This window comes from Methanohalophilus portucalensis (assembly GCF_002761295.1).
GTDB lineage: Archaea > Halobacteriota > Methanosarcinia > Methanosarcinales > Methanosarcinaceae > Methanohalophilus > Methanohalophilus portucalensis.
Genome location: NZ_CP017881.1, coordinates 1278769 through 1293091, shown reverse-complemented (window position 1 = coordinate 1293091; position 14323 = coordinate 1278769). Strand labels below are relative to the sequence as shown.

The 14323-nt window shown below is 42.1% G+C and carries 17 protein-coding genes and 1 tRNA gene; 12 read left to right on the top strand and 6 right to left on the bottom strand.

The genetic code is table 11. From position 1 onward, the window contains the following. Window positions 1-55: 55 nt before the first annotated feature. Entirely contained in the window at window positions 56-1009 is a 954-nt protein-coding gene (dusB, locus tag BKM01_RS06730; RefSeq protein ID WP_072358951.1) for a tRNA dihydrouridine synthase DusB, read from the bottom strand. Between the two features lie 68 nt (window positions 1010-1077). Here dusB and BKM01_RS06725 point away from each other — a divergent pair, with 68 nt between their 5' ends. The 3 genes from BKM01_RS06725 to BKM01_RS06715 are packed head-to-tail and all read left to right on the top strand — an operon-like array spanning window position 1078 to window position 2831. Then, window positions 1078-1629 carry a dephospho-CoA kinase gene (locus BKM01_RS06725; protein ID WP_072358949.1) on the top strand — a complete coding sequence of 184 codons (552 nt, stop codon included), beginning with the start codon at window positions 1078-1080 and terminating at the stop codon, window positions 1627-1629. After that, on the top strand, window positions 1616-2050 hold the full coding sequence (locus tag BKM01_RS06720; RefSeq protein ID WP_072358948.1) for an RNA-binding domain-containing protein: 435 nt from the start codon (window positions 1616-1618) through the stop codon (window positions 2048-2050). The genes BKM01_RS06725 and BKM01_RS06720 overlap by 14 nt, the downstream gene beginning before the upstream one ends. Window position 2051: 1 nt before the next feature. Beyond that, window positions 2052-2831 (top strand): sugar phosphate isomerase/epimerase family protein, encoded by a 780-nt coding sequence (locus BKM01_RS06715; RefSeq protein WP_084006264.1) that lies wholly within the window; start codon window positions 2052-2054, stop codon window positions 2829-2831. On the opposite strand, the gene BKM01_RS06710 is transcribed toward BKM01_RS06715, so the two are convergent. Next, window positions 2821-2991 (bottom strand): ribbon-helix-helix domain-containing protein, encoded by a 171-nt coding sequence (locus BKM01_RS06710; RefSeq protein ID WP_072359607.1) that lies wholly within the window; start codon window positions 2989-2991, stop codon window positions 2821-2823. The genes BKM01_RS06715 and BKM01_RS06710 overlap by 11 nt on opposite strands. 188 nt (window positions 2992-3179) lie before the next feature. On the opposite strand from BKM01_RS06710, the gene BKM01_RS06705 reads away from it, so the two are divergent. Further along, on the top strand, window positions 3180-3728 hold the full coding sequence (locus BKM01_RS06705; protein WP_143744116.1) for a hypothetical protein: 549 nt from the start codon (window positions 3180-3182) through the stop codon (window positions 3726-3728). A gap of 14 nt (window positions 3729-3742) precedes the next feature. Here the strand turns inward: BKM01_RS06705 and BKM01_RS06700 are convergent, their stop codons facing one another. Both BKM01_RS06700 and BKM01_RS06695 read right to left on the bottom strand, forming a co-directional pair. Then, window positions 3743-4006 carry a DUF3303 domain-containing protein gene (locus tag BKM01_RS06700; protein ID WP_013036819.1) on the bottom strand — a complete coding sequence of 88 codons (264 nt, stop codon included), beginning with the start codon at window positions 4004-4006 and terminating at the stop codon, window positions 3743-3745. 183 nt (window positions 4007-4189) lie between these two features. Continuing rightward, window positions 4190-4263 (bottom strand) — tRNA-Lys (locus BKM01_RS06695). Between the two features lie 129 nt (window positions 4264-4392). Here BKM01_RS06695 and BKM01_RS06690 point away from each other — a divergent pair. Beyond that, window positions 4393-5478, top strand: a complete 1086-nt coding sequence (locus tag BKM01_RS06690) for a sensor histidine kinase (RefSeq protein ID WP_233125629.1) — start codon at window positions 4393-4395, stop codon at window positions 5476-5478. On the opposite strand, the gene BKM01_RS06685 is transcribed toward BKM01_RS06690, so the two are convergent. After that, window positions 5479-7269, bottom strand: a complete 1791-nt coding sequence (locus BKM01_RS06685) for an ATP-binding protein (RefSeq protein WP_072358940.1) — start codon at window positions 7267-7269, stop codon at window positions 5479-5481. Further along, window positions 7262-8515 carry a DNA double-strand break repair nuclease NurA gene (locus BKM01_RS06680; RefSeq protein WP_072358938.1) on the bottom strand — a complete coding sequence of 418 codons (1254 nt, stop codon included), beginning with the start codon at window positions 8513-8515 and terminating at the stop codon, window positions 7262-7264. The genes BKM01_RS06685 and BKM01_RS06680 overlap by 8 nt, the downstream gene beginning before the upstream one ends. Before the next feature lie 249 nt (window positions 8516-8764). Between BKM01_RS06680 and BKM01_RS11085 the strand changes: the two genes are divergently transcribed. The 7 genes from BKM01_RS11085 (at window position 8765) to BKM01_RS06655 (ending at window position 14176) form a co-directional block, all read left to right on the top strand. Further along, the gene (locus BKM01_RS11085; protein ID WP_236953525.1) at window positions 8765-9202 is read left to right on the top strand and encodes an ATP-binding cassette domain-containing protein; all 438 of its coding nucleotides are present in this window, start codon (window positions 8765-8767) and stop codon (window positions 9200-9202) included. Window positions 9203-9264: 62 nt separating this feature from the next. Continuing rightward, complete coding sequence (locus BKM01_RS06675) at window positions 9265-9972, top strand: CBS domain-containing protein (RefSeq protein WP_394339267.1); 708 nt, start codon at window positions 9265-9267, stop codon at window positions 9970-9972. Next, window positions 9969-10799: an ABC transporter permease gene (locus BKM01_RS06670; RefSeq protein ID WP_072358934.1), complete on the top strand. Its 831-nt coding sequence runs from the start codon at window positions 9969-9971 to the stop codon at window positions 10797-10799. Before BKM01_RS06675 ends, BKM01_RS06670 begins: the two co-directional genes overlap by 4 nt. A 52-nt stretch (window positions 10800-10851) precedes the next feature. Continuing rightward, window positions 10852-11745, top strand: a complete 894-nt coding sequence (locus BKM01_RS06665) for a glycine betaine ABC transporter substrate-binding protein (protein ID WP_072358931.1) — start codon at window positions 10852-10854, stop codon at window positions 11743-11745. Window positions 11746-11839: 94 nt separating this feature from the next. Then, entirely contained in the window at window positions 11840-12712 is an 873-nt protein-coding gene (locus BKM01_RS06660; protein WP_084006263.1) for a glycine betaine ABC transporter substrate-binding protein, read from the top strand. A gap of 295 nt (window positions 12713-13007) precedes the next feature. Further along, window positions 13008-13142 (top strand): hypothetical protein, encoded by a 135-nt coding sequence (locus tag BKM01_RS11155; protein WP_257790273.1) that lies wholly within the window; start codon window positions 13008-13010, stop codon window positions 13140-13142. A 155-nt stretch (window positions 13143-13297) separates the two neighbouring features. After that, the gene (locus BKM01_RS06655; RefSeq protein ID WP_072358927.1) at window positions 13298-14176 is read left to right on the top strand and encodes a glycine betaine ABC transporter substrate-binding protein; all 879 of its coding nucleotides are present in this window, start codon (window positions 13298-13300) and stop codon (window positions 14174-14176) included. The last annotated feature ends 147 nt before the right edge of the window (window positions 14177-14323 follow it).

Genomic DNA, 14323 nt, shown 5'->3' with positions numbered 1-14323 from the left:
GTTTTTCGGTGACAACAAATGACAGAAATTTATTTTAAAGAACCCAAAAAAACAATTAAGCCTCCCTGCATAGCATTTCCATCCTAGAAATAATACCCTCACTACTCTTTACGTTCTGGATGGATTTGCGAAAAGATCTGGAACCTGCAAGACCCCTGGTAAACCACGCAGAATGTGCTGCCAGATTTACTTTTTTGTCCAAACCATAGGCTTCCAGTAGTTTCAGATATTCCTCCAGACTGCTTTTTCGCTGATCACAATCGGCAGGAGGAAACTTAATGCCGCTTTCAAGAAATGCCGCTATCCTTGAGAAGATATCAGGATCCCCCATGGCTGCCCGCCCTATCATAAGACCGTCACATCCCGTATATTCAAGAACCCGGGCAGCAAAAACACCGTGCCTTATATCCCCGTTTGCAATAACAGGAATTGATAACTCCTCTTTGATCCTGCGAGCGTACAAATGATCCGCCACACCTGAATATTGTTGCATGGCAGTCCTTCCATGGACTGTTATGGCTGAGGCACCGGCATTTTCAAGCCTTGATGCGAGTTCTACAGTCTGTGACACATCCCTGAATACTCGTATCTTTACAGTTACCGGCACATTTACTGATTCCACCACACACTGTATAATATTTTCCAGTACATCGGGTTTTTCCATAAGCTTTGAGCCCGCACCCGTTTTCCGGATTCGGGGAGACGGGCAGCCCGCATTTATATCAATAATTGAAGGTGATGTTTCATTTTCAATCAGGCAGGCAGCTTTTGCCATAGAAACCGGGGATCTTCCAAATATCTGGACACCAAATATACCCTCATCCGGACAACTTAACGCCATATGATGTGATTTTGCATTGTCGTGCAATATCGCCTCGGAATTTATCATCTCGGTAAAAGCAAAAGATGCACCTCTGCGCCTGCAAACTACCCGGTAGGCAAGATTGGTAACCTCTGCCATTGGAGCAAGTAAAAGGTTTCCTCCAAGCCTTACCTTTCCGATTTGCATGATATGTCCTATGGGATAACGATATATAAATAATAACATATCATAAGGCAGGAGAGGAGAAGCAACTCATGAAAATAATAGCCTTTGTAGGAATGCCCGCCTCCGGGAAATCCGAAGCCTCAAAAGTGATCCGAAATATGGGACTTAACGTAATCAATATGGGAGATGTGATCCGGGAAGAGGTCAAGCACCGCCAGCTCGATCCAACAGACAGCAACACTGGAACGGTAGCCAATGACCTGAGGGACAAAGAAGGCATGGATGCCGTTGCCAGGAGATGTATCCCGAAAATCAAACAGAAAGATAACGATGTTGTTGTGATAGATGGCGTCCGCGGGATTGCAGAGGTGGAAACTTTCAAGAAAGAATTTGGAAATGAATTTTCATTAATAGCTATAAGCAGCCCTATTGAAAACCGGTTTAAACGTGTGCGTAAAAGATGCAGAAGCGATGACATGCAAAAAATCGAAGATTTGAAAATCAGGGATGAAAGGGAAATGAAATGGGGAATGGGCCAGGCAATGGAAACTGCCGATGTAACCATTGACAACACTGCAAGTCTCAAGGAGTTCAGACAACACGTAAAAGACACGGTGGAAAAGATAAATGGCCAGCGTTAAGTTATGGGCCCCTGTAAATCCAACAGAGGATGCCTCAAAGGTCTGTGGGGCACTCACAAGAATTAGTGGTCTTACACCCCGTTTAGATGATAATATTGCAGTTATAGATTGCAACCATCGTGACCTGCAAATATTCCACCACCTGCTGCGGGATGAAGAAATTCTCGACACCGCAAGGTCCGTTCTAGAAAAGGGAATACAAAGCCCGGAAGAAAAAATGAGTTTCATGCTCAATAAACAGGTTGCTTTTGTAGGACGCATCAGTTTTCCTGCAGGAGAAGAAGAGCTCGGGTCGATCCATGTGGAAATTAAATGTAATGAAGGGGAACTGGAATATATAATTAACTGGTTAGCCCCTCCCACAGAAGAAGGAAAACCTGTTTATGAAAAGGAAATGCCCCCCTTAAGAGAAGGTGAGTAAGTTGTCACCAGCAATCGGTTTTTCTGCAAGAGCAAGCGGAGAAAAGCCACTTGAATGGGCTTATGAACTGGAAGAGATGGGATATTCAGCAATCGAACTTGTACAGGAAGGAAAACAGAAAATTACTGCTGAAAATATTGACAGGGTACAACAGATAAAGGATACAACTAACCTGACCTTCACAATACACCTGCCATTTTCTGACATAAACCTTGCAACCCTCAATCCCGGCATACATAAAGAAATTGTAAGGCAGATGGGACATTGCCTGCACATGGCATCAGGTCTTGCTGAAATTGCAGTAATCCATCCTGGTTATCTCTCCCCTGAAGGAGCATTATATCCCGAAAAAGCCTGGGATAATACGATAGGATCACTGAAAGAGATAAGCACGATTGCAGAGGATAAAGGAATTATTATTGCACTGGAGAATATGCCAGATATGCCCCATATATTTGGAAAATATCCTGCTGAAATACTGGAAATAATAGAAAAGGTAGATACAGATAATATAGGCATGACGCTGGATATCGGCCATGCCAATACAATGGGCTTGCTTGATGAATTTCTGGATTCCTGTAGAGAAGTAATGGTCCATTCCCATATACATGACAACCATGAAAAAAGGGATGAGCACCTCCCCCTTGGCAAGGGCTGTATTGACTGGAAAAAAGTATTTGACAGGGTTGACGGTTATGAAGGGTTGTTCATTACAGAAATGAAAAATCTGGAAAATGGTACAGAATGTATGGATTATTTAAAATCAAATCTTATTCTTTAACTCTTCCATGCCTTGTATCCACATCATCCATCCTGTCCAGTAATTTACGTATTGCAGTCCGGATAGCATCCGACTGGCTCACGAATTTCCTATCCTCCCCTACGTGACAATTAAGATCATCCAGCAACTGCTGGGGGATATCCACACTAACCTTGGGTATAAATCTCACTCTCCTGTGAATTTTATATAAGATAATAACTGATAATACATATAAACAACTCGTTGAAAACGGGCCTAAGAAAATAAATTGGCATACGTTCAATTATGTTTATAGAACAAGGGGGATTTTCCATTTCAACAACAGGATACAACATATTTTTGGGATTTTACAAAATAATAAGCTCTATATTGAAACCTATAGAAGAAAAGCCAGACACAAAGGACTCCGATATTGAGTGGGACGTATCACACAAGCAGCTCAAACCCGGTGAAAATATCACAATAACGGGCAATACGAAGCCCGACGCCCGCATAAACATGATAGTGAGATTCAATGTGGCAGTTGAGGTGAATGATGGCAGGTACAGTCATGATTTCCGGAAAGTCCAAATTCCAGAAGGACCGAATGAATTTAAAGTCCAAACAAGGCCTGTTAAGAACATGACATTTACCGTTAAAATGTTGATGCCTTTCCGACAACACAGGGATGCTGAAGAGTCAGTGGCCACATACATAGACACAAATGTGCCTTCCGGTACCTTCAATATAAACATCAGTGGGGATGCTCAGGAAAATACAGAAACGGTCCAGATGGACGTAAAAGCCTCACAGGTCATTCAAGCCGATCCTGAAGGTAATATTCGTTATACTTATGATACAACCCCATTTCGCCCCGGAGTCGTTGAGATCGAAATCGGCAATGATAAAAAAGAAGTAGAACTTATAGGGGAAGATTAAACTTCCCTTATAAATTATTGCTTTGACATTAGTTTTATGAAATCAGTTGATTCCATAACAGGAACACTGTCTATTTCGCAGATATCAGACCATGGAAGGTTGAAAGCCGCATAGGCTTCTGCATCATCACATTCGTAGAGGATGAAATAACGTCCTCCTGTAAGGTCAACCCACTGTTTTATTATATTGATACCTGCAGGTGGTTTTAGTTCCTTGAAGTGTTCAATTACCTTGTCACTGAGAGTAGGTTCCCATGTACTAACATCCATATATAACATATTTTCAAATCCTCCATTTATATCAAGGAATGAGATAGATGGCTAACTATCACCTCACGGAACCCCATTCCTTATCAATAAATATTAAGAAAGTAGTATATAGGTTTTGTTGTTCAGCCTTTTTAGTTAACTGAAGAAAAGAGATAATATATTATTAGATTAAGATAAGAAAAGCAAAATAGGCGGGCCGGAAGGGATTTGAACCCTCGGCCTATGGATTAAGAGTCCATCGCTCTGCCTGACTAAGCTACCGGCCCATTTGTGCGGCCCTTCATAGGCATTACCTGAATATATACGTTTCGGCAAAAAGATAAAACAAAAACAGTACATAGCACTATTAGGAACTAATTTATCGCTAAATGAAATGGGGAGTAATTGTGGAAGAAATGGATAAATCAAAACAATATCCTACGGATATGTATTCCACCCTGGTCAAAAAAAGTAATGATGGGATAATCATAATCCAGAAGGAGGCCATAATATTTGCAAACCCTAAATTCAGGGAGATAATCGGATATACATCTGAAGAACTTAAGGGAATGGATTTTAAAAATATTTTTCCTGCTGAAAACATCAATATGATCAGCGAGCGATATCATCGCAGGCTCAAAAAAGATCCCGATATCCCGGAAAGATATGAAACTGAAATGCTCAGCAAACAAGGATTAAGGGTTCCTGTAGAGATCAGTGCATCTTACATAGAACACGACAACATGCCTGCTGATATGGCAATAATCAGAGATATAACAGAGAGAAGGGATGCAGAAAAAAGATTTGAACAATATACCAAAAGCCTTGAAAAAAACTACCATGTCAAAGAGCTATTTGGAGACATAGTAAGTCACGATCTGAAAAATCCTGCAGGAATAATTAAGGGTTACTCACAGTTGCTGATCGAAAGGGAAGAGGACGCAGAAAAAAAGAAGATGGCCATTACTATCAACAGGAACATAAACAGGATACTGGAACTTATTGAAAATGCATCTGTTTTTGTAAAACTTGATACACTCACAGATATCAAATTCGAAAAAGCAGACCTTGCCATGATGTTGCAAAAAGTTGCAAACGAATATGCAGAAGAAATTCAAGAAAAAGAAGTTGACCTGAAAATAAATACCAGTGGACAATACCTTGCAAACATTCACAAATCAATTCAGGAAGCATTTTCCAACCTGCTTTCAAATGCAATAAAATACGGACCTCAAAGGGGCCACATTACCATAGATATAATTGAAGATAATGATATGTGGAAAATACGTTTCATCGATGAGGGGGAGGGAGTACCCGATGATAAAAAAGAACTCATATTTGAAAGATTCGAAAGAGCAGGATCATCTGTCAGTATAAAAGGAACCGGGCTTGGACTTGCAATTGTAAAAAAGATAATGGAGCTACATGGCGGCCAAACAGGTGTTGAGGACAGGCAAGATAGAAAAGGGAGCATTTTCTGGGCCACCATCCCCCGTGCCTGATCAGGCGTGTTTTACCACACATTTATGCAGACCGGTAACCTCCACAATATCACTGTTATCCGGACTCTGAATTATCATCTGTCCCTTGCGAAGATAAGGAATCCTTTTTTCAAATTCCAAGGGAACATTTAATGCATTTATGGCATTGTCGTTTGAGAGATTGAGAATAATCCTGCTATTTATTTGCTTGAGCACTGTGTCATCGATGTCCTGTGGATCCTGGGTAATCAGGAAAAGACCAAGTGTTTCCTTGCGCCCCTGCCTTGCTGCATCTGCGAATCGGGAAACAATACGTCTTGAATGAGCCGACATCGCACCCGAAAGATACCTGTGTGCTTCATCAAGAGCCAGTAATACAGGGGTTTTCTTAACAGAATCATTGCCTGATGTGCTGAGTTTGTTATCCACTACAATTGTCATCAAGGTGAGAGTAATGAGATCCCTGATACGGCTATTATTTATATATTCAGTCGGGAAAACACTGACCCTGCCAGGCTTGAAAACCTCATCAAGTATTTCGGTTATCGGTTTTGCCGGCTGGTCAAATACCTTGCTAAAAGAGCGATTTTTGACCTTACGCACAATAGCATCATAGGAGGATTCATGGATTTTCCCACTATCCACATATACAGAACGTGTGCCTTCATCCGCAATGAAATCTGTAAATCCCTGATAAGTATGGTTTGCAGGAGTCTTGAAATAATCCTCAATCAACAGCTCAAGGCCTATATACTGGTTTTCTGTCAATTCCGCTGCTGATATCAACCAGGAATTATTCCTTACAAGTTCGAAAGGAATTGTAAATTCCATTTGTTGTGCACGGGATTTACCCGGATAGGACTGACCGTCCACACTTGCCAGGAATGTCCTTGTATCCTGATGGCCTCCATGCAAGACGTGCTCTTCTGCAAAAGTTACTTCATCGCCATATCCTATATCCGCATTATCCTCAAAAAGCTGGGAATATTCATCCTGTGGATCCATTATCACAAGACATGGGTTTTTCTTCCTGCCCTGCTCCCCCCTTACAAGATACTGGTTGTCCGATGACAGGAATTGACGCAGAATATTCTTTGTAAGGAAGGTTTTCCCCGTCCCGGTACTTCCGCACACCAGCATATGACGGAACATGAGAGGATCCCCCATTGAATAATCATTGCGCAGGTAGTAGGCAACTGTTGGAGGAGAAGCATGTGTCCTGACAAGTTCACCCCCCACACTCAAATGTCCCAGGAAAATACCTTCTGTAGGAATGTTGAGACCGGTCTGGATCTTGAGTTTTTCAGAAACCGGTAGTATCGGAGTATTGGGACGGGGAAGCCTGTCGGCCATGCGACGCATTAGTCCTGCCTTTGCGGGAGACAGGATACATAGAGGATCAAGATATGCAAGGAATTTGTAATCTATCTCATTGGTATTATTGGCCTTTAACATGCGCCGGGAATGCAACTCTGTCGCATCATCAACTTCAAATTCCTGAAGGTACTGCAGTTTCCAGACCCTTGCAAACAGATCTTCATCTCCGTAGGGAACCAGTACATATGTACCAAGCCTGACATTCGGCCTGTGCGAAGAAGTAATGTAACCAGTAAGTCGTGCACCTGATTCAGTTATTTCCAGCGGGTCAATTCCTGTTGTAATTGTACCCAGCGCATCATCTAAGGACAGTTCATCCGGATTATCCACTGTATCAGGAACATATTCCTCAAAATCTTCAACCGGTTCTTTCGAGGATACACTGTCCCCCTTCTCACCTGTGGCATAAGCAAGTATATCGTCATCGTTATCCATCTGTATCACTCCAGCGTATATCGTTGTATTTCGTATCGACCCTGAGTTTACTGAATTGCCCAAGAATCTGTTTCCTTTCTTTTTTGCGTATCTTTGCGATAGAATCCACCTTGGAGAGGGTCGGTGGGACACCGCCTACTGAAATGTCATATAATACTTTGCGAGTGAGCAGGTGCCTCTGATCATCATCTTTTGTCAGACCATAAGGAGATTCTACTTTAAAAAGAACATTCATAGCAGGAACATAGATCACAAAAAATGTCAATGCATAATCCTCTGCATCATATTTGTGGGAAAGAGAACTATCCATCAAAGGACTTGTGGTCTGGAGCATATTCTCATAGAACTGGTTGGGTTGCATGAACCAGTTTGTATACGTAATACAATTGCGTGAGTCTTCAGCAGAAGGATGGAGGACATTTTTGAAAAACTGGGCATCTACCAGCCAGGGTATATCCAGCTCCATTTCCTTCCTTTTAAGCGTTTGTACTATCTGCATATCTTCAGGATTTTTCACAAATCCTACCAGTGGAAGACTATTATCCATTGCATGGTCCATTATGTCAATGTAATTTTGCAATATTTTCAATGCTGAAGGGTCATATCTTATTCTGACTTCTTCAGAGGGGACAACCATCCAGTACATTAACTGTTTAGGGTATATGGGACCATCCATTATGAAAAAATCCCCTTTTGTGAAAATATCTTTCATCCAGAGAATATGTTCGGACTCGGAAAGGTAAAGAGCAATATTGTGAACGAGGCGTTTTTCCCTTGTCTCCAGCAGACCTGCCTCAATTTTTACCAGGCGACTTCTGCCATTGCCCCTATCAAATAATTTCCAGTCCTGCGAGGTGTTGATAGTAACATTTGCAGAAGAGGAATAAGTAGCAGCAACTATTGTTCTTTTGGAATGGATACCAAGGTCGCTTGGCGAGGATGCCATTGCACAATGACAGAAATCCAGTGCAAGCCCCGAGTCAAAGAGAAAAGTGTTGGTACTTCCACTATCAGAAGAAAGAGTTCTTTCAACAGGGTCTTTTGATTGTGACATTCGGGCCATATCTACCTTTCCCCTGTATAGCCTCCCGATGGATTTCAAAACAATTCTGGAGCCGTATTTTAGTTCTTTCAAAAAATCAAAAAGATCAGTAGCATCGCTATCTTCATCTTCCTGCTCTACATCCATTTCAATACCTGATGCGATTTCTTGTATGGCTTTTATGTGAATCGGTTCAAGTGACATTTAATGCTAAGAGAGGTCCCTGACAATATATAATTATTCACATAGACTGGAATTTTCAGCAGATAGCGCCACGTTTTCATCGAAAATGTATCACCATAAAGTATAAAAAGAATTAAGCCATTTATAGTTTGAATTCCAAACGATTATTCCCTATTTAATATTGAATTATGTTTACAAAAAAGATTGTTATAATCTTTTACTAAATAACCTATTAAAAAAAAAGGGGTTATTTTTATTTCTGAGGAAAGAATGAAGAAAATTGTAGTTAGCAACTTAACAAAGATCTTTGGGAAGCATCCAAAGAAAGCTTTGTCCTATGTTGAAGAAGGTCTTTCAAAAGATGAAATCTTCAACAAGACTGGCCAGACCGTAGGACTGTATAATGTGAGTTTTGATGTGTATGAAGGAGAAATTTTTGTACTTATGGGGCTTTCAGGCTCCGGTAAGTCAACCCTTCTACGTTGCCTAAACCGGCTCATTGAACCCACATCCGGATCGATAACTATTGGCGATGAGGATGTTACAAAGGCCTCCAGTGAGAGACTCAGGTTGATAAGGGAAAAACAGATCAGCATGGTCTTCCAGAATTTCGCCCTTTTGCCACACAGAACCATCATCGATAATGTTGCCTATGGTCTTGAAATACAGGATTTCTCAAAAGAGGTAGACATGAAAAGGCATCAGTAGCAATCGAAACTGTTGGACTGAAAGGACATGAGTTCAGTAAACCATCCCAGTTGAGTGGAGGTATGCAGCAGAGGGTCGGACTTGCGAGAGCCCTTGCAACAGATCCGGAGATCCTCTTAATGGATGAAGCATTCAGTGCCCTTGATCCGCTTATCCGCAGTGAGATGCAGGACGAGTTGCTTGAACTTGAGGAAAAGATGCAGAAAACAATTGTTTTCGTATCACATGACCTTGATGAGGCCCTCAAGCTCGGTGACCGTATTGCCTTGATGAAAGATGGAGAAATTGCCCAGATCGGGACTGCTGAAGAGATTCTCACAAACCCTGCGAACGATTATGTGTCCAAGTTCGTTGCCGGTGTGGACAAAACAAAGATCCTTACTGCTGAGAATGTAATGAAGAGGCCTGACCCGGTTGTATCACTCAAATCCGGTCTGCAAGTTGCCCTGAAACTCATGGAAAAGCATGGCATATCCTCCATATACGTAGTGGATAAAGCCAAGCGTCTTCAGGGATTCCTGAAAGTCGATGATGCAGTCCGAGCACAGAAAGCCGGAAAGACCATGGAAGATGTAATCATAAAGGAATTCCCGAAAACTACAGTCGATACTCCACTTCAAGACCTCATATCCATCCGGGCGGAAACTGACCAGCCAATTGCGATTGTTAATGAAAATGACAAACTTGTAGGTGTGGTCGTCAGAGGCAGTATCCTTGCTGCACTTAAGACCACTGAGGATGAAGAGCAAGTTGAGGAGGTAGAACAATGATAGTACCACAACTCCCCCTAGGAAGCATTGTCGAATCTTTAGTATACTGGATAAGTGATACTTTTGGCTTCATCCTTGATGCATTCAGTGCTCTCTTTGGGTTTGTCATTGATATTTTCAAAGATGTACTGATGGCAATGCCGCCTCTGTTATTTGTTGTGCTGATTGCAGCCATTGCATACGTAGTTGGGCGAAAGGACTGGAAACTTGCTTTAGGCACGGCCCTTGGATTCATAGTTATACTGAGTATGGATCTGTGGGAATATTCAATGGAAACAATCGCTCTTGTAATTTCGTCTGCTGCACTGGCTCTAATAATAGGTATTCCGTTGGGTATACTTGCAGCAAAGAGTGAGACTCTTCATAGGATATTGAGACCGATTCTGGATCTTATGCAGACTATGCCTTCATTTGTTTACCTTATCCCAGCAGTTATCTTCTTTGGACTTGGTAACGTGCCGGGTATGATTGCAACCGTTGTTTTCTCCATGCCCCCAGCAATCAGGCTTACAACTCTTGGAATAACACAGGTTCCCAAAGAACTGGTAGAAGTTGCCGACGCTTTTGGTTCAACCTCATGGCAAAAACTTATCAAGGTCGAAATACCTGTAGCTTTAAAGACAATAATGGCCGGTGTTAACCAATGTATAATGCTTGCCCTTTCAATGGTCGTTATTGCTTCAATGATCGGAGCCCGTGGCCTTGGATACCAGGTATTGATAGGAATCCAGAGGGTTGATATAGGAGTTGGATTCGAAGCAGGACTTGGAATTGTCATAATCGCTATTGTTCTTGACAGGCTTACACAGCACCTTACACCAAAGTAAGTGCTAAAGCCTTCATTCTTTTTATCCAATTAACACAGGAGGAATATAGAAAATGGATAATAAATATAAAGCAGTAATAGTAGGAATTTTGTTAGTGCTTTCTCTCTTTGCCGCTGGTTGTGCCCAGCAGGGAGACGAAGGTGAAGAAACCGATAATGGTGCAGATGAACAAAAAACCACGAGTATCGGTTATGTTATGTGGGATGGTGAAATTGCCAGTACCAACGTAATGAAAGAGGTCCTTGAACAGGCCGGTTACGAAGTAGAAATAATCGCTGTTGATGCAGGCCCACTTTACCAGGGACTTGCAGACGGCCAGTTTGACTTTACAACATCCGCGTGGCTTCCACAAACCCAGGCAAATTACTGGGAGCAGTATGGAGACCAGGTTGACAGAGTTGCAGTAAATCTTGAAGATTGTAAACTCGGTCTTGCAGTACCAACTTACATGGAAGACATTAATTCCATCGAAGACCTGAATGCAAACAAGGAGAAGTTCAATGGAAAGATCACCGGTATTGACCCCGGTGCAGGTATCATGCAGAACACAGAAGATGCAATCGATGTGTATGGACTGGATTACGATCTTGAAGCCAGCAGCAGTGCTGGAATGGCATCTGCTCTTGATGGTGCTTACAGGGATGAGCAACCAATCGTTGTCACCCTCTGGACACCTCACTGGGCATTCGGCAGATATGACCTGAAGATGCTGGATGATCCACAGCAGGCCTATGGAGAATCTGACAATGTAGAAACCCTTGCAAGACAGGGACTCGAGGAAGAAAAACCAGAACTCTATGCAATCATCGGCAGGTTCAACTGGACCCATGAAGAAATTCAGACCGTAATGGCTGATATGGAAGGCGGCATGGATGCCGAAGAAGCCGCTGCAAAGTGGGTTGAAAACAATCCAGATAGAGTTAATGAATGGATTGGAACTGAATAAGGGCAATTTAACCCTTATTCCTGTTTTTTTATCGTTCCAACCATATTTATAAAATGCAAAAAGGAGTGATAGCTTGAGATATAATGTTTTGAAAATGCTAGCATGTTTTGTGGTAGCAATCGCCCTGATTGGTGCAGGTTGCACATCACAGGAAGAAGGCCCGACAGAAGAAACAACAGAAGAACCAGTACGAATTGGATTAATCCAGTGGGATGACTCGCGTGCAGGAGGATATGTATTCACAGGTATCCTTGATGAAGGAGGCCATGAATATGAGATTGTATCCGCAGATGTCGGTGGTCTATACCAGGCAACTGCACAGGGAGACATCGATGTCCTTATACACACATGGTTACCTGCAACCCAGGCTTCCTACTGGGAAAAATACGGAGACAGTCTGAACAAGGCACAGGTTGTATCCTCAGGTGCTAAAATTGGACTTGCTGTTCCAGACTACGTATATGATTCCGGAATTACCACCGTGGAAGACCTGAAAGGCAATGCCAGCAAATTCGATGGAAAAATCACTGGTATTGAACCAGGTGCAGGAATAATGATAACCTCAGAGAAGGCCCTCGAGGAATACAACCTTGAAGAATATGTATTATCTTCCAGCAGTACTGTGGGAATGGCAGCCGAGCTTCAGGGCAAAGTTGACAATGAGGAATGGATCGTAGCTACCCTCTGGAGGCCACACTGGACATTCGCACGTATGGAAGGCCTGCAATTCCTTGAAGATCCAAAAGGAGTGTATGGAGGAAGTGACAACCTTGTCATCCTCACAAGACCCGGTTTTGAAGAGGATAGACCAGAGTTCTACCAGCTTATCCAGAACTATGAAATGGATCTTAATGATATCGAATCAATAATGATCGCTATCGATGAAGGAAATGAGCCAGAACAGGCAGCTCAAAATTGGCTTGCAGAGCATCCTGAAAAGTATGATGAAGTACTTGGAACTCAGTGAGGATAAAATCCTCACTTCCTTTTTCTTTTATTATTCCACAACCTTTAATAACTAGCATCACGTTCAGGGATTCCATATATCCAAGAAGAAATGGAAAATCGCTTAAGGTACCGGCATTGGATATATTTTAATTGTAACAATGGACCTGTGGAAGTATCCACGAAAACCATTGAGCCTGTAATGACATCTGCTGCACTGGTCCTGCAATCCTACTTATTAAACCTGAATATTACACAGGCACCAACAGAATTTGTAGAGGTTGTCAATATTTTTGGCTCAGTCCTGGCAGAAACTTATGAAGCTAGATATCCAGATTGCTTTTAAGAGTATAATGGCCGGTGTTAACCAGTCTATTATGCTGGCCTTTTCAATGGTCGTTACTGCTTCCATGATCGAAGCCTGTAGCCTGAGTTATAACGTATTGATATGAATCCAGCGAGTAGGTATCAGAGTTGGATTCGAAGCAGGACTCAGTATTGTGATTATAGCGATTGTCCTTGTCAGACTGACCCGGCACCTTACACCCAAATAAGGCCTGAACAGTCTTTTTACTTTTATCCAATAAGAAAGGAGGAATAGAAAAATATGGATAATAAATTAAAAATGATTATAATAGGAATATTGTTAGTGCTTTCCCTCTTTGCTGCCGGATGTACCCAGCAAGAAAACGAAGGTGCTGGCACTGAAGAAAAATCAGCAACTATCGGATATGTAATGTGGGATGATGCAATTGCAAATACCAATGTAATAAAGCAAGTTCTCGAACAGGAAGGGTATGAAGTAGAAATAATATCTGTCGATGCAGGCCCACTATACCAGGGACTTGCTGATGGCCAGTTTGACTTTACCACATGTGCATGGCTTCCACAAACCCAGGCAAATTACTGGGAACAGTATGGGGACCAGGTTGACAGAGTTGGTCCAAATCTTGAAGACTGCAAACTCGGCCTTGTAGTACCAACTTACATGGAAGATATTAATTCCATCGAAGACCTGAATGCAAACAAGGAGAAGTTCAATGCTGAAATCACCGGTATTGATCCCGGTGCAGGAATAATGCACAATACCGAAAATGCAATCGATATGTATGACCTGGAATACGAACTTAGAGCCAGCAGCAGTGCTGGAATGGCATCTGCCCTTGATAGTGCTTACAGGGATGAGAAACCAATCGTTGTCACCCTCTGGACACCTCACTGGGCATTCGGCAGATATGACCTGAAGATGCTGGATGATCCACAGCAGGCCTATGGAGATGGCGATAACATAGAAACACTTGCAAGACATGGACTCAAAGAAGAAAAACCTGAACTCTATGCAATCATCAGCAATTTAGAGTATAACCACGAAGAGATACAGACCGTAATGACCGACATTGAAGCAGGAATGAGTGCTGAAGAAGCCGCTGCAAAATGGGTCGAAAACAATCCTGACAGAGTTAATGAATGGCTTGAAACTGAATAAGGCAATTTAACCCTTATTCCTTTTTTTTTATCTTTCCAACCATCCTTATAAGAAGCAAACAGGAATGATAGATTGAGATATGATTTTTGAGAGTGATAAGGAGATAATCCTCACATCTTTTTTCCGCAACCTTTAATAACTAGCATT